We start from the raw sequence: 24,501 nt of genomic DNA, 5'->3' as shown, positions 1-24,501 counted from the left end.
TAGCAACCTCCACCGACCAGGCCACAGACAACACCGGAGCTCACCTCCCCGAGCTGGGAAGAAGAAGCAACAACCGCGGAAATAGCCGCCGCAGCAAGCGAAGACGTCGAAACCGGTGGCGTGATCGTCACGAGTGCGCTCGCAGCGTCCGGCTGGTTCGTGGGAACGAGTACCGACGTGATCTCCACGCGTGTCCCTGCATGCGTGACGAAGGTCTGCCCCGTCCCCCAGGTCAGCGTCCGGTTCGAGTACCCGAAGATCCTGCTGTTGGGAGTGAGGACAGCAGATGCATTGCCGCTCCAGCCGAGGATGTCCTGTTTCGTGATCTTTACACCCTGGTTACCACCGACCGCTGCCGTGCTGTCAAGCCCGACGGGCACCCGCAACTCGAGGTAATAGACCTCGTCGCTGACCGGATCGGTAAATTTCAGTGCCCTTTGCGGTTCCATACCACCCCAGGGCTTGAGGGTGTACTGCTTGCGCTCCGTCGGCGTCCCGATATTGCGGATCTCCGAACCGAGCCCGAAGCCGCCGTACTCCCAGAGGAATGCATTGATCACGGGGGAACTGACCTGGGCGAAACCCATTAGATCGGACATGTCGCTGTACTCGGACGACCAGCAGCCCGAATCGCCCCAGGATGATCCCGTGCGCTCGGCGTCCACCTGTCCGCCCGTGCAGGCGAGCGAGTTCGCGTGGTGCAGCCCGAGGACGTGGCCGAACTCGTGCGTCACGACGTTGTTGGTCAGCGCCGAGGGGTACGGCATGATGATGCGGCCGCTTGTGTCGCTGTCCGTGAAGCCACCGCCGAGGATGCCCCAGGATCCGTTGTAGTTGAGGTCCGCGTGCGGAACGAAGATCACGAGGGCCTCGTACGGCCGGTACTGCCAGTTCAGTTCCTTCGTCACGGTCGCCATGATCGTGCCGTACGAGTCTGTGATCCGCGCGGCGGAGACGTGACGGAACTCATTCACTTTGGTCATGGACAGGCGACCGGCCGAGGCCGCCTTCCAGTACGCACTGGTTTTCGTGATCGAGTTGCGCGCCGCGGTCATGTTGATCGCGTCGGCGTCGGCCTTCGTCTTTCCCGCGAGCTGCACCGTCACGAGGGTGACCTTGAAGTCCCCCGAGCGCGGTCCGATGGCCGCGGTCCCGGTGCTGCCGTCGATGTTCAGGGGTGATGCCGTCTTGAGCGGGGTGACGGGTTTCGCGAAGTGTTCGCCGTAGCGGGCGTTCGAGTCCGGGTCGTCGAGGGGGTTCCAGTTGAGGTCCGGAACGAAGGACGTGACCTTGTCCTGTGCTGGCGTCTGGTCGGCGGTCGCGGCTGCGCCCTCGGTCGGCTGTGCGGTGGGCTTCGTGGCGGCCGGAGCCGGCGCGGCAGGAGCCGGAGTCACAACCGGAGCGGAGGTCGCAACCGGAGCAGGGGAGGCACTCGGAGCAGGGGAGGCACTCGGAGCGGTGGCCGGAGCCGGGGCAGTCGAGGGGACGGCCGGAGCGGCCGTCGTGGGGGTCGGCGCCGGCACGGCGTCGTTGGCGACTGCAGGAACCGCGCTGCCCAGGAGACCGAAGGACAGTAGAGCGGCGCACAGAAGCCGAGCGGGGGAGGGCAAGGTCACGGGTTTCTCCAGCAGAATCCGGGCGTCAGCCAGCTGAGTGAATCTCGAGAAGACTACATATCTGTTACGAATGGGACTCACGTTTCGGATGTGAAAGCGGAATCTTAGGTAAAACCTGCGGCTGCCCCGGCATTCCGCACGGCGTGTTGATGCGTCTGGTGCGTGATACGTGGCACGTTCCTGCGGGGCGCGTACTTATGCACATCGCCTCCGGCGTCTAGTCGCGCCGGTCGGCGTTCAGTAGGGTGTGGAGCGGCGGGAGCCATCAGGCTTCGGCCGTCACGCCAGCGTCGGCGTGCGGATGCGGAGGTATCCATGGATGCTGTGCGCCTGGTCGAGGGCGAGGTACGCGAACTCATCCGCAGGCGCGGCCTGGACCCCTCCCTGCAGATCTCCGAAGTGCAGCTCCTCGTGAACGACGCGATCGCCGACTACGAGGAGCGGTCCCTCCGGGGCGTCCTTCCGCCGCTGGGAAGGATCGACGTGGCGCGTCGGCAGATCTACGACGCCGTCGCCGGATTCGGCGTCCTGCAGCCCTACCTCGACGATCCGTCCGTCGAGGAGATCTGGATCAACGCGCCCTCGGAGGTGTACGTCGCGCGGGACGGCGAATCCGAGCTCACGGCGCTGACGCTGACGGACCAGCAGGTGCGCGATCTCGTCGAGAAGATGCTGAAGTCGTCCGGGCGCCGCCTCGACCTGTCCTCCCCCTTCGTCGATGCCTCCCTTCCGGACGGGTCCCGCCTCCACGTGGTGATTCCGGACGTCACCCGCAAGCACTGGTCCGTGAACATCAGGAAGTTCATCGCCCGTGCATCGAGGCTCGAGCACCTCGTCGAACTGGGCTCGCTGTCCCCGCAGGCGGCACGGTTCCTCGGCGCCGCAGTTGCCAGCGGCCTCAACATCCTCGTCTCCGGCGCGACCCAGGCCGGCAAGACGACGCTGCTCAACTGCCTCGGTGCGTCGATCGGCGCCCGGGAGCGGGTCATCACGGTCGAGGAGATCTTCGAGCTACAGCTTCCCCTGCGGGATGTCGTCGGCCTGCAGTGCCGGCAGCCCAACCTCGAGGGCCACGGGGAGATACCCCTGCGGCGCCTCGTCAAGGAGGCCCTCAGGATGCGGCCGGACCGCCTGATCGTCGGTGAGGTGCGCGAGGCCGAGAGTCTGGACATGCTGATCGCCCTGAACAGCGGCCTTCCGGGGATGTGCAGCGTCCATGCGAACAGTGCCCATGATGCGGTGACCAAGATCTGCACGCTGCCGCTCCTCGCCGGGCAGAACATCTCCAGCAGTTTCGTCGTGCCCACGGTGGCATCGTGCATCGACCTCGTGGTGCACTGCGCACGGCTCTCCGGCGGGCAGCGGAGGGTTCTGGAGATCATGGCGCTGGGCCGCCGCGTCGAGAACGGTGTCATCGAGTCCTCCTCCGTCTTTCGGAGCATCGACGGGATCCTGCAACTGACGGCCAGCGGCATGCCGGCCGAGGAGAAATTCGCCGCCGCGGGAGTCGACGTGTCGGCCCTCCTCGGAGTCCGCTCATGAGCACCGCGCTCGGCGTCGCCCTCGGCGCCGGTCTCTTCCTCGTCTGGTGGTCCTTCTGGGAACGGCCGCCGAAGGAGCACAGGGTTCCGGCACGGCGGCGGCTGCTCGACGACCTTCTCCTGCGTGCCGGGGTCGAGCGGGTCTCATCGAACGGCCTGATCGCCTCATGCGGTGCCGTGGGCGTGGTGGTGCTGCTCATCGGTTTCGTCCTGACGGGTTCCGCCCCGATCGCGCTCTGCTTCGCACTGTTCGGCGGGTTCCTGCCGTTCTCGATCGTGAGGTGGCGTGCCGCCCGCCGTGCGGCCTCGCTGCGCGAACTGTGGCCGGACGTGGTGGACCACCTCCGCTCCGCGATCCGGGCCGGATTGTCGCTCCCGGAAGCGCTGATCCAGTTGGGGGAGAAGGGCCCGCTCGAGTTGCGGCCCGCGTTCCGGGCGTTCACCGTGGACTATCGTGCGGGCGGACGCTTCGACGACGCGCTGAACCGCCTCAAGGAGCGGCTGGCCGATCCCGTGGCGGACCGGATCGTCGAGGCGCTCCGCATGACACGCGAGGTGGGTGGCTCGGACCTGGGCCGGTTGCTCGGCACGCTGTCCGAGTTCCTGCGGGACGCGGCGCGGACGCGCAGTGAGCTGGAGGCCCGGCAGTCCTGGACCGTCAATGCCGCCCGGCTGGCTGTCGCTGCTCCGTGGTTCGTCCTGATGCTCCTGTCGACCAGGCCGGAGGCCGTGCGGGCCTACAACTCAGCAGGAGGAGCCGTGGTCCTCCTCGGCGGGCTCCTGGTCTCGATCGTCTGCTATCGCGTGATGCTGCGGATCGGGGCACTGCCCGAGGACGAGCGGGTGCTCCGATGAACCCGGCGACCGCCCTGGCCGCCCTCTGCGGGATCGTCCTCGGGACGGGCCTCTGGCTGGTGGTCGTACGGTTGCCGGCCATGCGGCCTCCGACGCTGACGCAGCGCGTGGCGCCGCAGTTGCGTGCGGTGGACGTGCGGTCCAGGTTGCTCTCCGAGTCGCCGGCCAACGTCACGCCCTTCGGGCCGCTCGAGCGCATTCTCCGTCCCCTGCTGGCCGACGCCGTCTCCTGGTCCCACCGCTTCAACCCGGCGGCGGCAACGCTCGCCCGCAGGCTCGCCCAGGCGGGCCGGGGCCAGACGACCACCGACTTCCGGGCGCAGCAACTCCTGTGGGCTGCGGGCGGACTGGCCGGGTCGACGCTGGTCATGGTCCTCCTGGCGGCGTCGGGTTCGGCGAATATCCCCCTCGCCGTCGTCATCATCCTCGCCTGCGCCGTGATGGGGTTCGTCGGACGGGATTACGTCCTGTCGTCCGACATCAGGCGGCGCGAGGCGCGGATGCTCGCCGAGTTCCCGAGCCTCGCGGAGCTGATGGCGCTGGCAGTGTCTGCGGGGGAGAGTACGACGGGCGCGCTCGAGCGCATCTGCAGGACAGCGTCCGGCGAGCTGGCCGGTGAATTCGCCCTCGTCCTTGCAGCGACCCGGGCCGGGAAGCCGCTCGTCGACGCCCTGCAGGAGTTCTCCCACCGGACCCGTCTCGCTCCGCTCTCCCGTTTCGTCGATGGCATCACCGTCGCCGTCCAGCGGGGCACACCCCTCGCGGACGTGCTGCGCGCCCAGGCCCAGGACGTCCGGGACCTCGCCAAGCGCGACCTGATGGAATCCGCCGGCAGGAAGGAGATCGCGATGATGGTGCCGCTGGTCTTCGGGGTCCTTCCTCTGACCGTCCTCTTCGCCGTGTATCCGGGAATCGCACTGATCAACCTCGGCTTCTGACCCACCCACCACCACAAGAAGGGGCACTCCCATGAAGATCATGACCAGTGCATCGCGCATCGCACTCCTGGTACTCGCGGCGGTCACCGCCCTGCTCCGACCTCCGGACGTCGGGAATCGCGACGATGGCGTACGGAACGACAGGGAACGGAACGACGGCGAACGGGGCGATGTGCCGGGGTGGGTCATGATCACGTTGATGTCCGCCGTCCTCGTCGCGGCCCTGCTGGCGATCGCCGGGCCCGCCCTCGAGGGCCTGTTCAACCAGGCGATCGATCAGGTCTCGCCCTAGGTGAGAGTCCGACCGCGCACATTGCACGCCGCTGGAAGCATCCACGGCGAGGATTCCGAGCGCGGTGCCGCCGTCGTCGACTTCGCCCTGATCGGCGGTCTCCTGACGGTCATCTTCATCGCCATCGTCCAGCTGACGCTCGTCCTCCATGTGCGCAACACGCTCATCGACGCGGCGTCGTCCGGCGCCCGCTACGGCACGCTTGCCGACCGCAACCCCCAGGACGCGGCGGGGCGCACGGAGGAGCTGATCCGTGGTTCCCTGACCGCTTCCTACGGGGCGGACATCACGGTCGGTGAGAGCACGGTCGGCGGCGTCCGGATCCTCGAAGTAATGGTCCGCGCACCCCTGCCCGTTCTGGGCCTGATCGGGCCGACCGGCGGGATGGAGGTGCACGGACATGCTGCCCTTCCATCCTGAGGTGGTGCCGGCCCCGCTCCGGCACCGGAAACGCGGCAGGAAGCCGACGCGTGCACGAGGTCGACGGCAACCGCCGGCGTGGAGGGCGCCCCTGGGCGGCGAGGACGGCAACGCCGTCGTGGAGTTCGTGTTCCTCGGCGTCGTGCTCCTTGTCCCGGTCGTCTACCTCGTGCTCACCGTGGGGCAGTTGCAGGGCGGTTCGTTCGCCGTCGTCGGTGCCGCCGACCAGGCCGCGAAGGTCTATGTCGACGCACCGACGCCTCAGGCGGCGGACTCACGGGCGCGGCAGGCGGTGCGCATCGCCCTGGCCGATTTCGGCTTCGGCGAGGACCAGGCGGCCGTGGATATCGCCTGCAGCGAGGAATGCCTTGCGCCGGGCTCGACCGTGACCGTCGTCGTGCGCCTCGAGGTACCCCTGCCACTGGTCCCTGGGATCGCCGGATCCCACGCCTCCGCCGCGACCGTGGATGCGACCTCGACCCAGATCGTCGAACGGTTCGGCTGATGCCGCGACTCCGGGCCCAGCGGAACGACAGGGCGGAGGACGGGCAGGTCGGGGTCCTGGTCATCGGGTACCTCCTCATCTCGCTGCTCGTCGTCACCGTCGTGCTCGCCGTCTCGGCCGTCTATATACAGCACAAGAAGCTGTTGTCGGCAGCCGACGGCGCTGCCCTCGCGGCCGCGGACGACTACAGCATTCCGGCCGGGGCCGGCGGGGCCGACGCGACGGTGCCGCTGCCCGTGCTGCGGGACTCCGGCGTCGAGGAGTCGACCGCAGGCTACCTGGCGGCAACCGGTGCGGATGCCCGTTTCGAGCAGCTGGTCATCGACCCTGCCACGGGTGCGCCCGACGGACGCACCGCCCGGGTCGTCCTCACCGCCGTCGTGCGTCCGCCGATCGTGAATTTCCTCGTGCCCGCCGGGATCCCGATCGTCGCGCAGGCCGACGCGCGCGCGGAACTGACCCGCTGACGCGCCCGCTGCCACCCGATCGGGCCCGGTGCCGCCCGATGCCGCCCGTTGCCGATGACGTAGGCTGGAAGGACCATGGCAACCACTGATTTTCCCGCAGAGATCCGCGCCCTGCGCGCCAAGTACACCTCCATCGAGCAGGTCTCCGATGTCGAGGGAATCCGCAAGGACATCGAGGAACTGAGCGAGGAAGCCGGGGCGCCCGACCTCTGGGACGATCCCGCTGCCGCACAGAAGGTGACCTCCAAGCTGTCCTACCGGCAGTCGGCCCTCGAGCGGCTCGAGACCCTCCAGGGCCGCATCGACGACCTCGAGGTCCTCGTGGAGCTCGCGCAGGACGAAGGCGACGAGGACTCCCTCGCAGAGGCCGAGAAGGAACTCGTCTCGCTGAGCAGGTCCCTCGACGACCTGGAGATCGTCACCCTGCTGGCCGGGGAGTGGGACGAGCGGGAAGCCGTGGTCACGATCCGCTCGGGAGCCGGGGGAGTGGACGCCGCCGACTTCGCCGAGATGCTCCTGCGCATGTACCTCCGCTGGGCCGAACGCCACGGCTACCCCACGCAGGTCCTCGACACCTCCTACGCGGAGGAGGCGGGCCTGAAGTCCGCGACGTTCGAGGTCAAGGCGCCCTACGCCTTCGGCACCCTGTCGGTCGAGGCCGGGACGCACCGCCTCGTCCGCATCAGCCCCTTCGACAACCAGGGCCGTCGGCAGACCTCCTTCGCCGCCGTCGAGGTCATCCCGCTCATCGAGCAGACGGACGTCATCGAGGTCCCGGACAACGAGATCCGCGTCGACGTCTTCCGCTCCTCCGGCCCCGGCGGGCAGTCGGTCAACACCACCGACTCCGCCGTCCGCCTGACCCACCTCCCCACGGGACTCGTGGTGTCGATGCAGAACGAGAAGTCGCAGATCCAGAACCGCGCCGCGGCGATGCGCGTGCTCCAGTCCCGCCTCTTGCTCCTCAAGAAGGAACAGGAGGATGCGGAGAAGAAGGCGTTCGCCGGCGACGTGAAGGCGTCTTGGGGCGACCAGATGCGCTCCTACGTCCTCAACCCGTACCAGATGGTCAAGGACCTCCGCACCAACCACGAGGTGGGCAACACCTCGGCGGTCTTCGACGGCGAGATCGACGACTTCATCGATGCCGGCATCCGCTGGCGCACCAACAACCGCAACGACACCGCCTAGCCGCTACGCGAATCCGGCGCCCCACTACCTGATGAGGGGGTGGAGCTCTTGCGCGCGACACACCGCCGGGGTAATGGGCGCCTCGTGATGCCGTCGTTATAGTCGAGGAGCCGGCGCTTCCTTCCCCCAGCAAATGCCCGTACCGGCGGACACCATGGGCGCAGAGTGATCATGATCCGATTCGACAACGTCACGAAGACCTACGACTCCACGTCGCAGCCCGCCCTCGATGCCGTCTCCCTCGACGTGGACCGCGGCGAGTTCGTCTTCCTCGTCGGCGCCTCGGGCTCTGGCAAGTCGACCTTCATCCGCCTTGTGCTCAAGGAGGACCGGGCGACGAGGGGTGCCGTGTACGTGGCGGGCCAGAACGTCGCCAACATCCCCAGCTGGCGCGTACCCCGCCTCCGCCGCGGGATCGGCGTCGTGTTCCAGGACTTCCGCCTGCTGCCCAACAAGACCGTCTTCGCCAACGTCGCGTTCGCCATGCAGGTCATCGGGAAGAGCCGCGCCGTCATCCGGGAGACCGTGCCCGATGTCCTTGCGACCGTCGGCCTCGAAGGCAAGAACAACCGCATGCCGCATGAACTCTCCGGCGGCGAGCAGCAGCGCGTCGCGATCGCGCGCGCCATCGTGAACCGGCCCGGCATCCTCCTCGCCGACGAGCCCACCGGGAACCTCGACCCGACGACCTCCATGGGCATCATGAAGGTGCTCGACAAGATCAACCAGAACGGTACCACCGTGGTCATGGCCACGCACGACGACGACATCGTGAACACGATGCGCAAGCGCGTCGTCGAACTGCGCGGCGGATCCGTGGTGCGCGATGACGCCCAGGGCATCTACATCGGCGAGGCCGAAGCGATGGCCGGATGAGGCTCGCGTTCATCCTGTCCGAGATCGGCTCGGGCATCCGCCGCAACCTGTCCATGGTCACCTCGGTGATCCTCGTTACCTTCATCTCGCTGACCTTCGTCGGCGCGGCCGGGCTGTTCCAGCTGCAGATCAACCAGATGAAGGGCTACTGGTACGACCGCGTCCAGGTCACCCTCTACCTCTGCGTCGACAACTCCTCGGAGACCAGCTGCGCCGCCGGACCCGTGACCGAGGACCAGCGGGCAGCCATAAAGGGAAGACTGGAATCCGAGCAGTTCGCGCCGTACGTCGACACCGTGACCTACGAGTCGCAGGACGAGGCGCTCGCCCACTTCCGCGACCAGTTCGCCAACTCCCCGATCGTCGATTCCGTCACCGCGGACCAGCTCCCCGAGTCCTTCCGCGTGAGCCTGGTCGACGCCGAGAAGTACGAGGTCATCGACGAGGCCTTCTCGTCGGAGCCGGGCGTGGACGCGGTGAGCGACCAGCGGGACTTCCTCGAGGCGATCTTCCGGTACATGAACTGGGCCTCCGTGGTCGCGCTGGCGATCGCCGGCGTCATGACGATCTGCGCCATCCTGCTGATCGCGACGACCATCCGGCTCTCGGCCTTCAGCCGCCGCCGGGAGACCGGCATCATGCGCCTCGTCGGGGCGTCCAAGGCCGTCATCCAGCTGCCCTTCATCCTGGAGGGCGTGATCGCCGCCGTCATCGGCGCCGTGCTCGCCTCCGCCGCGCTGTGGGGGGCGTCGAGGTTCGTGATCGACGGCTGGCTCGCGAACACCTTCCCCCAGACGGCGTTCATCTCGTCCCAGCAGGTGCTGATCCTGGTCCCGGTCCTGATCCTCCTCGGAGCCATCCTCGCGGGGCTCTCGTCCCTGCTCACTCTTCGACGATACGTAAAGGTCTGACAGCATGCCGCTCAGCGCCCGGGACCACGTGCGCCCGCCAGCAACCTGGTGGGCCCGGCAGGACAAGCGGGCCTTCGTCGTCCGTGGCACCGCGGGCAGTTCGATCGCCCTCGTCGTCGCACTCGCCCTCGGGTTCACCACGCCGGTCGTCGCGGACGAACTCGACGACCGCAAGAGTGCCCTCGAGAACGAGGTCGCGGAGGTGCAGCAGTCCATGGAGTACCTGGACTCGGACATCGCGGAGACCATCGGTGCACTGAAGACCTACCAGGCGGAGCTTCCCGCGGCGCAGCAGTCCCTCGCCGACGCGCAGGGCAAGGTGGAGGCCGCCACCGGCGAGGTCGGGGCGCTGGCCGTCCGCGTCGAGCTGGCGCAGGAGACCCGGAACAAGATCACCGAGGAACTCCGCGCCGACCGGCAGGAGATGGACGAGACGCGCGAGGTCATCGGACAGATCGCCACGGAGGCCTACAAGAACGGCGGGATCCCCACGAACGTCTCGCTGCTCCTCGGCGCGGAGGGCGTGGAGGACTTCACCGAGTCGATGGACATGGTGGACCAGGCACTGCGCAGCCAGAACGCGGTGATGCAGCGCCTCTCGGAGCAGAACGCCACGAACGCCAACAGCCAGGCCCGCCTCGAGGCCGTCGAGGCCGAGATCACCGAGCTCAAGGAGAAGGCCGACGCCGCCCTCGCCGCCGAGCAGGCGGCACGCGACCAGGCAGCGGACCAGAAAGCCAAGGTGGACAAGCTCGTGGCCGACACGTCCGCGCTGTCCGCCACTCTGCAGAAACAGAAACCCGTCATCGAGGCGAAGCTTGCGGGCGTCGAGCGGGCCCAGCAGCAGGTCAATTCGGACATCGCCGAGCGCCAGCGCCGCATGATCGAGGAAGCCCGCAAGGCGGAGGAGGCCCGGCAGAAAGCGGAGGAGGCCCGGCAGAAAGCGGAGCAGGCCCGGCAGAAAGCGGAGCAGGAACGTGTCCGCGCCGAGGCCGAGGCAGCTGCCGCTGCTGAGCAGGCGCGGCGCCAGGCCGAAGCCGATGCTGCCGCCGCCGCGGAAACCGCGCGCCGGAAAGCGGAGGCCACAGCCGCGAACCGGCCCGCTCCTGCTCCCGTCCAGCCGCAGCCCGTCGAGCCGGTGGCGCCCGTCATCCCGGCACCGCCCGTCGTCCCGGCACCGCCCGTCTCCGTGCCGTCGCCTCCCGCCGCCTTCGGCCTGAGACCGCCGGTCGACGCGCCCATCAGCTCCGGCTTCGGCTGGCGCCCGACGCCGGTCGGCACCATCGACTTCAACGGCACCGGCGGCTACATGCACACCGGCATCGACTACGGCGTGGGCTGCGGAACGCCGCTCTACGCGCCCGCTGCCGGCGAGGTCTGGTACGCGGACTCGAACGTCCTGCCCGGAGCGGGAAACCGGATCGTCCTCAACCACGGAGTGGTGGGAGTCAATGTGCTCGCGACGAACTACTACCACCTCACGAGCTATGTCGTCGCGGCCGGGCAGCGCGTCAGCGCGGGCCAGCTGATCGGCTACACGGGTACCACCGGTAATTCGCAGGGGTGCCACCTGCACTTCGAGACGATGCTGAACGGCACCCTCGTGGACCCGATGGGCCTGCTCTAGGTCGTAGGATGGAAGGCACTGTCCTCCCGCGGACCGCCGTCCGCAGCAGCGCCGAAGGAGTATTGCCGTGCCGAAGGAAAGTGGCCGGAAAGTGGTGGCCACCAATCGGAAGGCCTTCCACGACTACGCCGTGCTCGACACGTACGAGGCCGGCCTCGCCCTGATGGGCACCGAGGTGAAGTCCCTGCGCGCGGGCCGCGCCTCCCTCGTGGACGGTTACGCGGTCTTCTACGGCGACGAACTCTGGCTCGAGGGCATCCACATCTCCGAGTATTCGCAGGGCAGCTGGACGAACCACGCGGCCCGCCGGAGGAGGAAGCTGCTCCTGCACCGCGAGGAACTCACGAAGATCTCGCAGAAGATCCGCGAGTCCGGCTTCACCCTCGTCCCGCTGCAGCTCTACTTCCTCAACGGCCGGGCCAAGGTGGAGATCGCGGTGGCACGGGGCAAGCGCGACTACGACAAGCGCCAGACCCTGCGCGAGAAGCAGGACAACCGCGAGGCGCTGCGTGCGATGCGCGAGAAGAACCTGGGCGCGTGAGCGATGTCTTCTGGGAAGCCCAGGAGCACGACGACGAGCCCGACCCGTCCGAGCTGACCTACAGGCGCCCGTGGTGGGTGACCCTCGGTGCGCTCATCGACCTGATTCTCCTGATGGTCGTGGTGCCGGTCGGCATCCTCTCGCTGATCCCGTTCGTCTTCCTCGTCTACGTCTTCTTCGCGCAGGCCCTCGTCTGGATCTCCCCGGTGCTGCTACTGCTGAATGCGGCGATCTTCTGGTGGAGCTTCCGGCGCAAGCAGGCCGGCACCACGGCCCTCGCAGCCCTCGGCATCGCGTTCGTCACGCTCGCCTTCGTCGTCGTCCGCCTCTGGCAGTCGCCGGTCATCATCCTGGGCATCCAGCTGGGACAGTGATGTTCTCTGCTGGCGAAGCTCCGGAACGGCGGGACCGCCGTGCTGTAGACTCGAGGAATCGTAAGGCCGGTAGGCCGAGCGGTACAGGAATCACTTGATAACTGAACATGGGGATGACAGGTTTCGACGATGTTAGTCGCGACAGGGGAAGCGGGCCGAGGATACAGGGTTATCTCGTAAACGCTCCTTGTAAAACAATAAGTGCCGAACAAAAGCGCACTGACTTCGCTCTCGCTGCCTAAGCAGCCTAGCTAGTCCGTCAGCCCGGGTTTGCTCTCGCCCCGGATACTGGCGTCATTTAGAGGGCCACTGCTCCCGGTCCTCGTTGTAGGGACCGGGGGGACTTTTATACAACTGGGCTTGGCAGCCACTTGTTTGCACGATGGCTGAAGCCGAGAAAAACCGACGCAAACTGCGCCCGGAGAAGCCCTGACTACACTGCATCGGACGCGGGTTCAATTCCCGCCATCTCCACCACCACGAAGCGCTCCGCCGGTACCCGGCGGGGCGCTTCGTCGTCTCCGGCTCCTGCTGCCGAAGCCTTGTCGCCGCTGTCCCCGACGCCTACCCTGTGAGCAGGATCGTTCGAGTTCCAGGGGTCATCATGAGGCGCATCGCCGCGTACCTGCTCGCCCTGCTGACCTGTGCGCTGCTCCTGGCGGGCACCGTCGTCGTGGCGCCGGTGGCCCAGGCGGTGACGGCGATCGACGCGAAATACGCTCAACTCGGCGGTGCGTCCGGACGCCTCGGCGCCCCGACGTCCCCGGAGACCTGCGGGCTGCGCGGCGGCGGCTGCTATCGGAGCTTCCAGGCCGGCTCGATCCACTGGTCCCCGCCCACCGGTGCCCAGCCGACCTGGGGCGGCATCCGCACAGCCTGGGCCCGGACGGGGTGGGAGAATGGCAAGCTCGGCTACCCCACAGGCTCCGAGGTGTGCGGGCTGAGGAACGGCGGGTGCTACCAGAGCTTCCAGGGCGGCTCGGTCCACTGGTCCCCGGCCACCGGCGGACGGGCGACGTGGGGCGCGATCCGCGGGGCCTGGGCGCGCTCGGGATTCGAGAACGGCCAGCTGGGCTACCCGACCACGAACGAGGTCTGCGGGCTGCGCGGCGGCGGGTGCTACCAGAACTACCAGGGCGGGTCGATCATCTGGTCGCCGGCAACCGGTGCGCGGATCTCCGTCGGCGCGATTCGGGCGGCCTGGGCCTCCACCCGCTACGAGAACGGCGCCCTCGGCTACCCCGTGACCAACGAGTCGTGCGCCGCGGGTACGTGCAGTCAGCGGTATCAGCGCGGGGTCATCTCGTGGTCCCCTGGAGGCGGAGCGCGGATCGCCCGCGATATCGATGTCGCCGCGTCGGTCTTCGTCGTCGTCAACAAGCGCCGGCAGCTGAACCCGGCACGCCATGTCCCCGGCCCGCTCGTGGGGGTCGAGGGGCCCCTGCTCCGCAGCGATGCCGCCCAACAGTTCGCGCGGCTGCTCGCGGACGCGCGCGCCAGTGGCATCGGGATGGTCCCGGTCAGCGGCTACCGGTCCTACGACACGCAGGCCTCCCTGTATGCCTCGTACGTGAACCAGTACGGCCAGGCGACGGCCGACCTCATCTCCGCCCGCCCGGGCTTCAGTGAACACCAGACCGGGCTCGCCGTCGACATCGGCACACCGAACGGGGCCTGCGGGCTGCAGGAGTGCTTCGCGACAACGCCGGCAGGAGACTGGGCGGCCCGGAACGCCTGGCGCTACGGATTCATCATCCGCTATCCGCGGGGGTTCACCTCGGTCACCGGATACTCCTACGAGCCCTGGCACCTGCGGTACGTCGGCACGACGATCTCCTCGGAGATGCGCATCCACGGACTACCCACCCTCGAGCACTACATGAGCCTTCCGGCCGCGCCCTCCTACTGACCGCAGCCCGGGTCATGCCGGGGGAGCGGCCACTACACTTGGGCAATGAGCTGGACCGACCGGCCGCCCTCGTGGCTCCCGCCGCTGCCTCCGCCCCACCGGGGCCGGGCCCTGATCGTGCTCGGCTGGATCCTCGTCGGCGGGACGTTCGTCTACATCTTCGTGATGAGCTACCTGGGCGGGACGCACACCCTCTTCACCCTCGTGCCCCTCCTCCTCGGACTCCTGTGCCTGATCGTCGGCCTGCTGCGGCGTGACACCCGGGAGCGCTGACGGCTCTCGTGACTGCCGGCGGCCCTAGGGCTCGAAGGTGAGGGTCCGCCCGTACAGGGACAGCAGGCCCTCCAGTCCGCCCTCGCGCATCGCCCGGCGCTGGCGGGTGGCGCCGGTGCCGCGTTCGTCGACCGTCGCGAGGCCCGCCTTCACCCAGGCGGTGTCGCCCTCGGCGTCGAGAGCCGGGCCGATGTGCTCGAGGAAGGCTGCGAGATGCTCTCCGGCGGGAACCCGTTCCGCCGTCGCACAGTCCACGAGGTGGTGTTCCAGCCCGTCGCGCGCGGCCTGCCACAGAGCGGCATCGAGCAGTTCGGGGTCGGGGACGACGGGCGGTGTGTCCGCATCGGCCTCGCCGAGGGCGGTGACCACCAGCGCCCGGGTCAGGGCGCCGAGGAGCACGGAGTCCTGCGCCTCGAGCTGCACGTCGCAGGCCCTGAGCTCGAGCGTGGGGTAGTGGTCCGAGAGGCGCGCCACCCAGGTCAGGACCCCGCGGTCGAGGATGGCACCGGTGGTGCCGAGCCGCGTGATGCGCCGCTCGTAGTCGGCTGCATCGGCGAAGTAGGGAGCGATGCCCTGGACGGCCCAGCGGCGGTAGTGGACCACCCGCCAGCTGTCGAAGCCGCTGTCCCGGCCGAGCCAGTACGGCGAATTGACGCTGAGCGCGGTCAGCAGAGGTATCCAGGGGCGGATGCGGTTGAGGGCCTGGATGCCGCGCTCCTGGTCGGGGACGCCGACGTGCACGTGCAGGCCGTTGACGAACTGGTCGCCCACGATACCCGGCGCGCTGGCCCGAAGATCCTCGTAGCGCTGCTTGTCGGTCAGTTCCGGGTACGCCTGCCGGATCCAGGGCGCCGTCCCGGTCGGGGCCCCGATGGTTCCGACGCCCTCCGCGGCGTCCGCGAACTTCCGGCGGAAGTTGAGCAGCGACTCCTCCGCCTGGGTCAGGGTCTCGCAGACGGGAGTCGCCGTCTCGATCTGGCAGGACAGCAGCTCACGCTGGATCTCGTCGCGGCTGATCTCCGGCGTGGACTCGAGCAGCTCCTGCACCTCGGTGGCGCGGTGTGCGGGCAGTCCTGACACGGGGTCGAGGAGCAGGTACTCCTCCTCAAGTCCGAGGGTGGTCATCGGGAACTCCCTTCCGGGGTATCAGGGACATCGGGGCACGGCATTCCGACCAGTCTAGGAGCGGGACCCCGGCGAGGGCGATCTGCCGCCGGTGCAGTGGGTGCCGGCGGTCCCGCACGTTCCGCCGGTCACGCGCGTCCCGCCGGTGCAGTAGGTCCCGCGGTACGGCAGGCGCGTCAGCAGGGGGCACCGATCGTGCACCCCTCATGGGGTGCGGTGCTCTCGATCCACAGGGACCGGGCGAGGGACGCGTCCACCGCGAGGTGCGGTGCGGAGGCGTCGGCGCCGAGGCGCAGGTCCAGGCGGGACCCGGTGGCGCGCTGCGCCAGCAGCAGGTCGTCGTCGAGCGCTATGCCGTTCCGGTCGAGGAACCGCAGGACATCCGGGTCGTCGTCGCTCACCCGCACGAGCCGGCCCGCATGGCCGTCGTCCAGGCCGTCGAGCCGATGCGCGGACGGATACCGGACCGAGCCGTCCGCGCCCGGGATCGGGTCCCCGTGCGGATCGCGGCGGGGGTGGCCGAGCTTCGCGTCCAGACGCTCGATGAAGGCGTCGGAGACGGTGTGTTCGAGCAGCTCGGCCTCGTCGTGCACCTCGTCCCAGCCGTAGCCCAGCTCGGTCACGAGGAACGTCTCGATGAGCCGGTGCCGACGGACCATGGCGAGGGCGAGGGCCTGCCCGGACGGGGTGAGGCTGATGGGCCCGTACTTGCGGTGATGCGCCAGCCCGAGGTCCACGAGTTTGGCCACCATCCCGGTGACGGACGAATTGGCGACCGAGAGCCGTGTCGCCAGGTGCGTCGCGGTGATGGCATCGCCCTGCCACTCGGTGAAGGCGTAGATCGCCTTGACGTAGTCCTGGACGCTCGTGGACTCGATGCTGAGCACGGCACCCCTGCGGCCCGCCATCAGGCGTCCCCGGGCAGTGCCGCTTCGGACGTCCGGGACGCGGGGGGAGCTGCCGGGATGCCGGCGGGAGGGATACCGGCGGCAGGGATACCGGCGGCAGGCATAGCGGCAGGCATAGCGGTGGGCGGCGTATCGGCGGGCAGTGTGTCGGTGCTGGGTCGGGCGACTGTACGCCCGATCCCGGACCCGGACCCGCTCCGCGAAGCCGCACGCCGCCGGCGGGCCTGCCACAGTACCCCGTCGGGCCGGGCGAAGAGGTAGACGATGGCGAAGACCAGCGCTTGGCACAGCACCACGGCGGCGCCTGTGGAGATGTCGAGGTAGTAGCTCGCGTAGATCCCGGCGACGGACGCGGCCACGGTGAGCACGACGGCGATCACCAGCATCCGGTCGAAGCTGCGGGACAGGAGGAACGCGGTGGCCCCCGGCGTGATGAGCATGGCCACGACGAGGATGATCCCGACGGCCTGGAGCCCGACCACGACGGTGAGGGCGAGCAGTCCGAGCAACAGGGCCGACAGCATCCTGGTGTTGAGTCCGATCACGTGGGCGTGCGTGCGGTCGAAGGCCAGCAGGGTCAGGTCGCGCCGCTTGTACAGCAGGACGGCGAGGGTTCCCGCGCCGAGGACGAGCACCTGCCAGACCTCGCCGGTGGAGACACCGAGGACGTTGCCGAACAGGATGTGCATCAGGTCGATCTGCGAGGGGGTGGCCGAGACGATCGCCAGCCCGCTGGCGAACAGGGCCGTGAACACCACACCGATCACCGTGTCCGCCTTCAGCTTGGTGGTGGACCGGACGATCCCGATGAGCGCGACGGCACCGGCACCGAAGACGAAGGCGCCGATGGAGAACGGGATGCCGAGGATGTACGCGAGGGCGACGCCGGGCAGGACGGCGTGCGACACGGCATCGCCCATGAGTGACCAGCCCATGAGGATGAGCCAGCAGGAGAGCACGGCGGCCACCACGGCGGCGGCGACGGTGACGGCGAGGGCCCGGGTGAGGAAACCGTACTGCAGCGGTTCGAGCAGGAAGGCGAGGACATCCATGTCAGGACTCTCCGTTCGGGGCGGCGGCAGCCGGGGCGGAAGGGGCGGCGGAAGGCGCGGCCGGACCCGCGGGGGTGCCGGAGGGCGTGGAGGGTGCGGGCGGCACGGGGCCGAAGGCGAGTGCGAGGTTGCCGTGGGTCAGCACCTGGACCGGATCGCCCTGGGCCAGCACACGCCGGTGCAGGAGGACCGCCTCGTCGCAGAGTTCGGGCACGCCCGCGAGGTCGTGGGTGGACACCAGCACGGAGCGGCCCTCGTCCCGCAGCGCCTTGAGGAGGGCCGTCATCGTGCGCTCGCTGGCCCGGTCCACGCCCGCGAAGGGCTCGTCGAGCAGGAGCAGCCGCGCGTCCTGGGCGATGCTGCGGGCGATGAAGACCCGTTTGCGCTGGCCACCGGACAACTGGCCGATCTGACGTTTTCGAAGTTCCGTGAGACCCACCCGCTCGAGGGCGTCGTCGACGCCGGCCCGGTCGGTCGCCCGCAGACGGCGGCCGGCACCGAGGCGTCCGTACAGCCCCATGGCGACGACGTCGGACACGGACACCGGGAACGTCCAGTCGACCTCCTCGGCCTGCGGCATGTAGGCCACCAGGCCCTGCTTCCGGGCACCCGCCGTGGACATGCCGAAGAGCTCGATGCTGCCGTCGCTGGGGACCACGAGTCCCATGAGCGCCTTGAAGAGCGTCGATTTCCCCGAGCCGTTGACGCCGATGAGCCCGCAGATCGTCCCGGCGCCGAGGCTCACGGTGACGTCGTCGAGTGCATGGACCTCGTTGTAGCTCACGCTGAGGTTCCGGACCCGGAGCACGGGCGCGGCTGGAGCGGAGTGGAGTGCGGTCATCGGGCGAGTCCTTCGGCGATGGTGTGGAGGTCGTAGCGGATGAGGTCGAGGAACGTCGGCACGGGGCCGTCGGCCTCGGAGAGGGAGTCCACGTAGAGCGTCCCGCCGAGTTCGGCTCCGGTCGCGAGGGCCACCTGTTCCTGCGCCGAGGGGTTCACCGTGGATTCGCAGAAGACGGTGGGCACGCGGTGTTCCTCCACGAAGCCGACGACGTCCCGGATCTGGCGCGGCGTCCCCTCCGTGTCGGCGTTGACCGGCCAGATGAACGCCTCCTGCAGGCCCGCGTCCCGTGCCAGGTACGAGAAGGCTCCCTCGCAGGTCACGAGTGCCGCCGTGCCGGTGCCCTCCACGTCCTCGCGGAAGCCGGCCAGCAGGTCCGCGAGCTCGTCCTTCAGCTGCCGGCCGTTGGTTTCGAAGTCGGCGGCATGGTCCGGCGCGAGGCCCGAGAGCGCCTCGACGGTGTTGTCCACGTAGGTCTGGGCCGCAAGGGGGGACATCCAGGCGTGCGGGTTCGCCCGTCCGCTGTAGTCGCCGGAGCGGATGTCCACGGGCTCGACGCCGTCGGACAGGACGGCGTGGGGTGCATCGACCGACTGCAGGAAGCGCTCGAACCACCGCTCGAGGCCCAGCCCGTTGTCGAGGATGAGGTCGGCGTCCTGCGCCCTCACCAGGTCCGACGGCGTCGGTTCGTAGCCATGGATCTCCGCGCCCACCTTCGTGATCGACTCGACCCGGACGTGGCCTCCGCCGACGGTGTCGGCGAGGTCGGCGAGGACCGAGAACGTGGTGAGGACCAGCGGTCGGTCGTCCACCGGTGTGCCCGGCGCCGCCGTGGCCGCGCATCCGGCGAGGAGCACCACGGCGAGGCACCATGCGGTGATCCTGCCCACCCGCCTCCGGAGCTGATTTTGAGGCATACCTAAAAGTAGCGTTTAGGCATGCCGAAAACTAGACGCGGAGCAGGGAGGCGCGCCAGGCATGCGTGTAGTACGGGATGCGCAGGAGGGCATCGGGCTCGAAGGCGAGGTAATCGGTCAGGTACCACCGCAGGTTCGACTCAACACGCTGCTGCAACACCGGCGAGGCCCGCTGGTAGTAGCTGCGAGACCGCGCGAGGTCGACGACGTCGGGAACGCGCAGCTCCTGGGTCCAGTGCACGAGCAGGTCCTCGGGCGGGGCGAAGGCCGGTCCGAAGTCCGGCCGGTACGCCGGGGAGAAGACGTCCCCGGCGTGCATGATGCGGGACAGGCGGTGCACCCAGGGGAGCGAGACGTCGAGCTGGTTCCAGACGAGGGCGATCCGGCCTCCGGGCACCAGGACGCGCGCGGCCTCCTGCACCGTCGCCGTGTGGTCGCACCAGTGCCAGGCCTGCGCGAGCGTGAGCAGGTCCACCGAGCCGCCGGGAAGGTGCGAGTGTTCCGCGGTGCCCTGCACGACGGGGACCTCCGGCAGTCGGGTCGACAGGACGGCGAGCATGTTCTCCGACGGGTCCACCGCCGTCACCCCGAGTCCGCGCTCCACCAGCAGGCCGGTGAAGAGTCCGGTGCCGGCGCCGATGTCCGCGGCGCGCCGGGCACCGTCGGGGACGATCCAGTCACCGACCACTGCCGGATACCCGGGACGCACGCGGTCGTACCGCCCTGCTCCCGAGAGATAGGCGCGGGCCATGTCGCGGCGCCGCTCCTCGTCCAGCCTCGGCCCTCCCCTCACCACGAGGGGCTCCAGGAGCCGGCGGTGCTGCTAGAGCAGGTCATCCACATCGGGGTTGAGGGTGCGCAGGACCTCGCTGTGCAGGGTTCCGTTGGTGGCCAGGGCGTTGCCGCCGAAGGGGCCGTCCTCGCCGTCGAGGGAGGTGAAACGGCCTCCTGCCTCGGTCACGATCGGCACCAGTGCCGCCATGTCGTACAGGTTCAGTTCCGGTTCGCACGCGATGTCCACCGCGCCCTCCGCCACCAGGCAGTAGGACCAGAAGTCGCCGTAGGCGCGGGTGCGCCAGACGCGGTCCGTCAGGTTCACGAACTCGGCCAGGGATCCCCGCTGGCGCCAGCCGGACAGGCTCGAGTAGGACAGGGATGCATCCCCGAGCCGGGAGACGTTCGATACCCGCAGGCGTTGCGCCGCCGCGAGGGACTTGCCGGTGTAGGCGCCGGTGCCGTCCGCCGCCCACCACCGTTTGCCGAGCGCCGGAGCGCTCACGACGCCGACCACGGGCTTCCCGTCGTCGATCAGGGAGATCAGGGTGGCCCAGACCGGCACGCCCCGGACGAAGTTCTTGGTGCCGTCGATGGGATCGATGACCCAGCGGCGCGAACCGGAGCCCGAACTCCCGAACTCCTCGCCGAGCACCGCATCGCGCGGCCGGGCCCGGGAGAGCTGGCCGCGGATCGCTTCCTCCGCGCTCTTGTCGGCGTCGGTCACGGGAGTGAGGTCCGGCTTGGTCTCGACCCGGAGGTCGAGCGCCTTGAAGCGCGCCATCGTCTGGTCGTCCACCGAGTCGGCCATGATGTGGGCGAGGCGGAGGTCGTCGTTGTAGCCCTGCGTGAAACTCATACCGTTCAACCTATCGTCTTCGCAGGCACTTCCCGCCCGGCGGCGCGGGGTGCGCGGGCGGGCCCGGACAGCAGAAAGCCACCGCGGGCTCGCGCCGCGCGGTGGCTTTCGGATCCGGGCTGCAGGAGCAACCGGAAAAGAATTAGAGAACGGTGATGTTCTCGGCCTGGGGTCCCTTGGGGCCCTGGGTGGTCTCGAAGTTGACCTTCTGGTTCTCTTCGAGGGAACGGTAGCCGTTCGAGTTGATCGCGGAGAAGTGAGCGAACACGTCAGCGCCGCCGTCCTCGGGAGCGATGAAGCCGAAGCCCTTTTCGGCGTTGAACCATTTCACTGTGCCAGTAGCCATGTCGTATTTCCTTACCTGGGAGAGCGTCCCGACGTTCGGGGCTCATCGTGGTGTTCGTTACCCGCTTTTCGTCAAAAGCTGTCGAACTCCAGGTGGAGGGTCAAGGCTTGAAATTTAATGCGCAAACAACAACAGCCTTCAGCCTAACAGTCTTTCCGGTCGCCTCCGACCACTCACTGCTGGCCGAGCTCCTTGGCGTCGGAGGCGCTGCCCCGCGGGTCGGCGGTCCCGGCGGTGAGCAGCCGGCGCAGGCTGGCGAGCCGCACCGGGCCCGACTCCCCGCCGAGCCCCTCGTCCACGTAGCTGTCCAGCCCGCAATCGACGGCGTTGTCGTCGTGCCGGCACCCGCGTTCGCAGCGCTCCGTGCCCGGCTCGAGATCGGGGAACGCCTTCAGGATCCGGTCGGCGTCCACGTGCGCCAGCCCGAAGGACCGGATACCCGGGGTGTCGATGATCCACGTCCCGGGCGCGGCGTCGGCGGCTTTGAGTGCGAGGGCCGACGAGGACGTGTGGCGTCCGCGGCCCGTCACCGCGTTCACCCCGCCCGTGGCCCGGGAGGATCCGGTGAGGGCATTGACCATGGTGGACTTGCCGACACCGGAGTGGCCGAGCAGCACGCTCACCTGTCCGTCGAGCTCGTCGCGCAGGGCGTCGACCGCCCCGTGCGAGAGCCGGGCGGACTCGCCGTCGTCGGACGTGGCCTCGATCCCTACGCTCTCGTCGGTCCGGCTGATGATGACACGGAGGTCGAGGTGCTCGTAGTTGGCGAGCAGGGCTGCGGGATCGCGGAGATCGGCCTTCGTGATGCACAGCAGCGGTTCGATGCCTGCGTCATAGGCGGCGACGAGCGCCCGGTCGATGAAGCCGGTCCTCGGTTCCGGGTTGGCCGCCGCGACGACGATCACGAGCTGGTCCGCGTTCGCGACCACCACGCGTTCCACCGGGTCCGTGTCGTCCGCGCTGCGGCGGAGGACGGTCCGGCGGTCCTCGATGCGCACGAGGCGTGCGAGGGAGTCGGGTCCTCCGGAGAGGTCGCCGACGAGGGAGACGATGTCACCGGCGACGACGGCGCTGCGGCGCAGTTCCCGTGCGCGCGCGGCGATGACGGTGCGCTCGTCCGGGGTGTCCTCGTCGACCACGGTGGTGTAGCGCCCGCGGTCCACGGTCACCACACGGCCCAGCACGGCGTCCTCGTAGGCGGGTCGGTTCTTGGTGCGTGGGCGGGAACCCTTCTTGTTGGGGCGGATCCGGACGTCGGACTCGTCCCAGGACCGTGAGCCGCGGCGGTTGCCGGCCTCGCTCATGCGCGTGCCGCCGCGGGTCCCCGGGTGTCGGAGTTCCCGTTCGCCCCGGCGGTTCCGGTGACCGCCGCCCAGAGCTCCGGGAATTCCGGCATCGTCTTGGCCGTGGTGCCGATGTTCTCCACCTCCACGCCGTCGACGGCCAGGCCGATGATGGCGCCGGCGGTCGCCATGCGGTGGTCGTCGTAGGTGCGGAACACCCCTCCATGGAGGGGTGCGGGCCGGATCACGAGGCCGTCGGCCGTCTCCTCGGCGTCCCCGCCGAGCCCGTTGATCTCCGCGACGAGTGCCGCGAGGCGGTCCGTCTCGTGGCCGCGGAGATGGGCGATGCCGGTGAGGACCGACGGCGTCTCCGCCAGCGCGCAGAGCGCCGCGACCGTGGGGGCGAGCTCGGAGGTGTCGGCGAAGGTTCCTCCGGTGATCGAGGCTCCACCGGTGACGGTGAGCACGTCGCCGTCGAGGACCGCGGTCGCACCCATGAGGGGGAGGATGCGCCGCCACTCGTCGCCCACCTGCGTGGTGTCCTCGGGCCAGTTCCGCACGCGGACGGTACCGCCGGTGACGACCGCCGCGGCGAGGAAGGGCCCGGCGTTGGAGAGGTCGGGTTCGACGGCGACGTCGAAGGCCGCGATCGGGCCCGGGGAGACGCGCCAGTGGTTCGGGACGGAATCGTCGACCGCCACCCCGAGGGAGCGCAGCGTCTCCACGGTCATGCGGACGTGGTCGAGGCTCGGCACGGGCTTGCCCACGTGTTCGAGGTGCAGTCCCTCGGTGAAGCGGGCGCCCACCAGGAGCAGCGCCGACACGAACTGCGAGGACGCGGAGGCGTCGATGACGAGGCGGCCCCCGCGGACGTCCCCCTCGCCCCGGACGGCGAACGGCAGCGAGCCGGACCCGCCGTCGTCGACGGGGACGCCGAGTCCGCGCAGCGCGGCGACGATGCTCCCCATGGGGCGTCGGCGCGCATGCGGATCGCCGTCGAAGGTGGTGGTGCCGGCGACGAGGCCGGCGAGGGGCGGCACGAAGCGCATCACCGTGCCGGCGAGGCCGCAGTCGACCGCCCGCGGATGCGCGTCGCCGCCTCCGGCCGGCAGGGGAGTGACGCGCAGGTCCGGGCCGAAGTCGCCGTCGCCGGGCACCTCGTCGATGACCGTGCCGAGGGCGCGCAGGGCGGCGACCATCAGGGCGGAGTCACGGGAGTGCAGGGGCCGCCGGATGACGCACGGCCCGTCCGCGAGGGCAGCGAGCACGAGGTAGCGGTTGGTCAGTGATTTCGAGCCGGGGACCGAGATGTCGGCATACACGGGACGGCTCAGGCGGGGCGCCCGCCACATGGTCTGGTCGGACACCCCGCCTGGAGACGCTGTCATGGAGCTTAGGAACCGACGACGTCGGCAGCGGTCTTGCGCACGACCTTGTCGGCCTTCTTCAGCTGCTTGCGCGCGTCCTTGCCCAGGCCCAGGGCGTTCTTCCGGGCACCCACGGCGAGGTGCTCCGCGCGCCAGGCGATCCCCGGACGGCCGTTCGTGTCGACGGCGGCCAGCAGGACGGCGCCGATCAGCGAGAGGTTCTTGAGCAGCTGCGAGCGGCGTGCCTTCTTGCCCTCCGGCGTCGAGGCGTCGGCCGAGCGGTAGTCGACCAGGGTGTTCACTGTTGCAGTCACCGTCAGGAGGAGGGCCGCGACCCGGGAGAACCGACCGATGGCGAACAGGAGCGATGCCGCGACCTGGGTGCCGCCGAGCACCTGGCCCACGAGCTTCTCGTTGCCGGTGACCGCGGCGGCCGAGGGGACGACCCTCGTGATGCCTGCGAGGACGGGCTTGAGCTGCGGGGCCGTGGTACCCGCCGTGCGGAGCCGGTCGATACCGGAGAACACGAAACCGCTGGCGATCAAGGGTCGGGCTATTACGCGGACAAGGGTCACAACTGCCTCCTGGTTGCCGGCGCGATTCGCCGGGCATCGGGTTTTGTTCTGCGGAGCACGCTGGGACTAGTTTTGCATGCCTCCGGATACGGTGCGATCCCGCGGTGGTGCCGGACGC

The 24,501-nt window shown here is 69.2% G+C and carries 25 protein-coding genes, 1 other RNA gene and 2 pseudogenes; 16 read left to right on the top strand and 12 right to left on the bottom strand.

Annotated elements, in window-relative coordinates; all coding sequences use genetic code 11:
• Positions 1-1,394, bottom strand: a pseudogene (locus ACX80J_RS13395) (hypothetical protein); the annotation flags it as partial.
• Between the two features lie 537 nt (positions 1,395-1,931).
• Here ACX80J_RS13395 and ACX80J_RS13390 point away from each other — a divergent pair.
• From ACX80J_RS13390 to ACX80J_RS13315, 16 genes are all read left to right on the top strand, one after another.
• Positions 1,932-3,158 carry a CpaF family protein gene (locus tag ACX80J_RS13390; protein WP_459348109.1) on the top strand — a complete coding sequence of 409 codons (1,227 nt, stop codon included), beginning with the start codon at positions 1,932-1,934 and terminating at the stop codon, positions 3,156-3,158.
• Positions 3,155-4,012, top strand: a complete 858-nt coding sequence (locus ACX80J_RS13385; RefSeq protein WP_459348108.1) for a type II secretion system F family protein — start codon at positions 3,155-3,157, stop codon at positions 4,010-4,012. Before ACX80J_RS13390 ends, ACX80J_RS13385 begins: the two co-directional genes overlap by 4 nt.
• Complete coding sequence (locus ACX80J_RS13380) at positions 4,009-4,950, top strand: type II secretion system F family protein (RefSeq protein WP_459348107.1); 942 nt, start codon at positions 4,009-4,011, stop codon at positions 4,948-4,950. The genes ACX80J_RS13385 and ACX80J_RS13380 overlap by 4 nt, the downstream gene beginning before the upstream one ends.
• Positions 4,951-4,981: 31 nt before the next feature.
• Positions 4,982-5,242: a hypothetical protein gene (locus ACX80J_RS13375; RefSeq protein ID WP_459348106.1), complete on the top strand. Its 261-nt coding sequence runs from the start codon at positions 4,982-4,984 to the stop codon at positions 5,240-5,242.
• A complete protein-coding gene (locus ACX80J_RS13370) occupies positions 5,243-5,662 on the top strand; it encodes a TadE family protein (protein ID WP_459348105.1) in 420 nt (139 codons plus the stop codon).
• The gene (locus ACX80J_RS13365; RefSeq protein WP_459348104.1) at positions 5,643-6,167 is read left to right on the top strand and encodes a hypothetical protein; all 525 of its coding nucleotides are present in this window, start codon (positions 5,643-5,645) and stop codon (positions 6,165-6,167) included. The genes ACX80J_RS13370 and ACX80J_RS13365 overlap by 20 nt, the downstream gene beginning before the upstream one ends.
• The gene (locus ACX80J_RS13360; RefSeq protein WP_459348103.1) at positions 6,167-6,634 is read left to right on the top strand and encodes a pilus assembly protein TadG-related protein; all 468 of its coding nucleotides are present in this window, start codon (positions 6,167-6,169) and stop codon (positions 6,632-6,634) included. The genes ACX80J_RS13365 and ACX80J_RS13360 overlap by 1 nt, the downstream gene beginning before the upstream one ends.
• A gap of 75 nt (positions 6,635-6,709) precedes the next feature.
• Entirely contained in the window at positions 6,710-7,825 is a 1,116-nt protein-coding gene (prfB, locus tag ACX80J_RS13355; protein WP_459348102.1) for a peptide chain release factor 2, read from the top strand.
• A gap of 171 nt (positions 7,826-7,996) precedes the next feature.
• Positions 7,997-8,701, top strand: a complete 705-nt coding sequence (ftsE, locus tag ACX80J_RS13350) for a cell division ATP-binding protein FtsE (protein WP_459343570.1) — start codon at positions 7,997-7,999, stop codon at positions 8,699-8,701.
• A complete protein-coding gene (gene ftsX / locus ACX80J_RS13345; RefSeq protein WP_459348101.1) occupies positions 8,698-9,612 on the top strand; it encodes a permease-like cell division protein FtsX in 915 nt (304 codons plus the stop codon). The genes ftsE and ftsX overlap by 4 nt, the downstream gene beginning before the upstream one ends.
• Before the next feature lie 4 nt (positions 9,613-9,616).
• The gene (locus ACX80J_RS13340; protein WP_459348100.1) at positions 9,617-11,239 is read left to right on the top strand and encodes a peptidoglycan DD-metalloendopeptidase family protein; all 1,623 of its coding nucleotides are present in this window, start codon (positions 9,617-9,619) and stop codon (positions 11,237-11,239) included.
• A 67-nt stretch (positions 11,240-11,306) separates the two neighbouring features.
• Positions 11,307-11,780: an SsrA-binding protein SmpB gene (gene smpB, locus ACX80J_RS13335; protein ID WP_087076369.1), complete on the top strand. Its 474-nt coding sequence runs from the start codon at positions 11,307-11,309 to the stop codon at positions 11,778-11,780.
• Complete coding sequence (locus ACX80J_RS13330; RefSeq protein WP_459348099.1) at positions 11,777-12,154, top strand: hypothetical protein; 378 nt, start codon at positions 11,777-11,779, stop codon at positions 12,152-12,154. Before smpB ends, ACX80J_RS13330 begins: the two co-directional genes overlap by 4 nt.
• A 109-nt stretch (positions 12,155-12,263) precedes the next feature.
• Positions 12,264-12,631: a transfer-messenger RNA gene (gene ssrA, locus ACX80J_RS13325) on the top strand.
• 127 nt (positions 12,632-12,758) lie between these two features.
• A complete protein-coding gene (locus ACX80J_RS13320) occupies positions 12,759-14,063 on the top strand; it encodes a D-alanyl-D-alanine carboxypeptidase family protein (protein ID WP_459348098.1) in 1,305 nt (434 codons plus the stop codon).
• 45 nt (positions 14,064-14,108) lie between these two features.
• A complete protein-coding gene (locus tag ACX80J_RS13315) occupies positions 14,109-14,336 on the top strand; it encodes a hypothetical protein (RefSeq protein ID WP_133080897.1) in 228 nt (75 codons plus the stop codon).
• 24 nt (positions 14,337-14,360) lie between these two features.
• Here the strand turns inward: ACX80J_RS13315 and ACX80J_RS13310 are convergent, their stop codons facing one another.
• The 11 genes and pseudogenes from ACX80J_RS13310 to ACX80J_RS13260 all read right to left on the bottom strand — a co-directional run bounded on the left by ACX80J_RS13310 (position 14,361) and on the right by ACX80J_RS13260 (position 24,383).
• A complete protein-coding gene (locus tag ACX80J_RS13310) occupies positions 14,361-15,461 on the bottom strand; it encodes a carboxylate-amine ligase (protein ID WP_459348097.1) in 1,101 nt (366 codons plus the stop codon).
• A gap of 176 nt (positions 15,462-15,637) precedes the next feature.
• A complete protein-coding gene (locus ACX80J_RS13305; RefSeq protein WP_459348096.1) occupies positions 15,638-16,369 on the bottom strand; it encodes a metal-dependent transcriptional regulator in 732 nt (243 codons plus the stop codon).
• Positions 16,370-16,569: 200 nt separating this feature from the next.
• Positions 16,570-17,421, bottom strand: a pseudogene (locus tag ACX80J_RS13300) (metal ABC transporter permease); the annotation flags it as partial.
• A gap of 1 nt (position 17,422) precedes the next feature.
• Positions 17,423-18,262, bottom strand: a complete 840-nt coding sequence (locus tag ACX80J_RS13295; RefSeq protein WP_459348095.1) for a metal ABC transporter ATP-binding protein — start codon at positions 18,260-18,262, stop codon at positions 17,423-17,425.
• Positions 18,259-19,179 carry a metal ABC transporter substrate-binding protein gene (locus ACX80J_RS13290; protein WP_459348094.1) on the bottom strand — a complete coding sequence of 307 codons (921 nt, stop codon included), beginning with the start codon at positions 19,177-19,179 and terminating at the stop codon, positions 18,259-18,261. The genes ACX80J_RS13295 and ACX80J_RS13290 overlap by 4 nt, the downstream gene beginning before the upstream one ends.
• 31 nt (positions 19,180-19,210) lie before the next feature.
• Positions 19,211-19,930, bottom strand: a complete 720-nt coding sequence (locus ACX80J_RS13285) for a class I SAM-dependent methyltransferase (protein ID WP_459348093.1) — start codon at positions 19,928-19,930, stop codon at positions 19,211-19,213.
• A gap of 72 nt (positions 19,931-20,002) precedes the next feature.
• Entirely contained in the window at positions 20,003-20,812 is an 810-nt protein-coding gene (gene hisN, locus ACX80J_RS13280) for a histidinol-phosphatase (RefSeq protein ID WP_301226796.1), read from the bottom strand.
• A 142-nt stretch (positions 20,813-20,954) separates the two neighbouring features.
• Positions 20,955-21,158, bottom strand: coding sequence for a cold-shock protein (locus ACX80J_RS13275; RefSeq protein WP_043446208.1), 204 nt, complete (start codon positions 21,156-21,158; stop codon positions 20,955-20,957).
• A 173-nt stretch (positions 21,159-21,331) separates the two neighbouring features.
• Positions 21,332-22,462: a ribosome small subunit-dependent GTPase A gene (gene rsgA / locus ACX80J_RS13270; protein WP_459348092.1), complete on the bottom strand. Its 1,131-nt coding sequence runs from the start codon at positions 22,460-22,462 to the stop codon at positions 21,332-21,334.
• Complete coding sequence (gene aroA / locus ACX80J_RS13265) at positions 22,459-23,829, bottom strand: 3-phosphoshikimate 1-carboxyvinyltransferase (protein ID WP_459348091.1); 1,371 nt, start codon at positions 23,827-23,829, stop codon at positions 22,459-22,461. Before aroA ends, rsgA begins: the two co-directional genes overlap by 4 nt.
• A gap of 5 nt (positions 23,830-23,834) precedes the next feature.
• On the bottom strand, positions 23,835-24,383 hold the full coding sequence (locus tag ACX80J_RS13260; protein ID WP_459343557.1) for a DoxX family protein: 549 nt from the start codon (positions 24,381-24,383) through the stop codon (positions 23,835-23,837).
• Positions 24,384-24,501 lie beyond the last annotated feature (118 nt).

This window comes from Arthrobacter rhamnosi, from assembly GCF_054510975.1.
Note: the sequence above shows the minus strand (reverse complement) of the source record. Positions and strands in the feature narration are given on the sequence as shown.

Coding starts and splice junctions, on each gene's coding strand:
- ACX80J_RS13390 (WP_459348109.1), top strand. CDS start 1,932: ATGGATGCTGTGCGCCTGGTCGAGGGCGAGGTACGCGAACTCATCCGC.
- ACX80J_RS13385 (WP_459348108.1), top strand. CDS start 3,155: ATGAGCACCGCGCTCGGCGTCGCCCTCGGCGCCGGTCTCTTCCTCGTC.
- ACX80J_RS13380 (WP_459348107.1), top strand. CDS start 4,009: ATGAACCCGGCGACCGCCCTGGCCGCCCTCTGCGGGATCGTCCTCGGG.
- ACX80J_RS13375 (WP_459348106.1), top strand. CDS start 4,982: ATGAAGATCATGACCAGTGCATCGCGCATCGCACTCCTGGTACTCGCG.
- ACX80J_RS13365 (WP_459348104.1), top strand. CDS start 5,643: ATGCTGCCCTTCCATCCTGAGGTGGTGCCGGCCCCGCTCCGGCACCGG.
- ACX80J_RS13360 (WP_459348103.1), top strand. CDS start 6,167: ATGCCGCGACTCCGGGCCCAGCGGAACGACAGGGCGGAGGACGGGCAG.
- prfB (WP_459348102.1), top strand. CDS start 6,710: ATGGCAACCACTGATTTTCCCGCAGAGATCCGCGCCCTGCGCGCCAAG.
- ftsE (WP_459343570.1), top strand. CDS start 7,997: ATGATCCGATTCGACAACGTCACGAAGACCTACGACTCCACGTCGCAG.
- ftsX (WP_459348101.1), top strand. CDS start 8,698: ATGAGGCTCGCGTTCATCCTGTCCGAGATCGGCTCGGGCATCCGCCGC.
- ACX80J_RS13340 (WP_459348100.1), top strand. CDS start 9,617: ATGCCGCTCAGCGCCCGGGACCACGTGCGCCCGCCAGCAACCTGGTGG.
- ACX80J_RS13320 (WP_459348098.1), top strand. CDS start 12,759: ATGAGGCGCATCGCCGCGTACCTGCTCGCCCTGCTGACCTGTGCGCTG.
- ACX80J_RS13315 (WP_133080897.1), top strand. CDS start 14,109: ATGAGCTGGACCGACCGGCCGCCCTCGTGGCTCCCGCCGCTGCCTCCG.
- ACX80J_RS13310 (WP_459348097.1), bottom strand. CDS start 15,461: ATGACCACCCTCGGACTTGAGGAGGAGTACCTGCTCCTCGACCCCGTG.
- ACX80J_RS13305 (WP_459348096.1), bottom strand. CDS start 16,369: ATGGCGGGCCGCAGGGGTGCCGTGCTCAGCATCGAGTCCACGAGCGTC.
- ACX80J_RS13295 (WP_459348095.1), bottom strand. CDS start 18,262: ATGACCGCACTCCACTCCGCTCCAGCCGCGCCCGTGCTCCGGGTCCGG.
- ACX80J_RS13290 (WP_459348094.1), bottom strand. CDS start 19,179: ATGCCTCAAAATCAGCTCCGGAGGCGGGTGGGCAGGATCACCGCATGG.
- ACX80J_RS13285 (WP_459348093.1), bottom strand. CDS start 19,930: ATGGCCCGCGCCTATCTCTCGGGAGCAGGGCGGTACGACCGCGTGCGT.
- hisN (WP_301226796.1), bottom strand. CDS start 20,812: ATGAGTTTCACGCAGGGCTACAACGACGACCTCCGCCTCGCCCACATC.
- ACX80J_RS13275 (WP_043446208.1), bottom strand. CDS start 21,158: ATGGCTACTGGCACAGTGAAATGGTTCAACGCCGAAAAGGGCTTCGGC.
- rsgA (WP_459348092.1), bottom strand. CDS start 22,462: ATGAGCGAGGCCGGCAACCGCCGCGGCTCACGGTCCTGGGACGAGTCC.
- aroA (WP_459348091.1), bottom strand. CDS start 23,829: ATGACAGCGTCTCCAGGCGGGGTGTCCGACCAGACCATGTGGCGGGCG.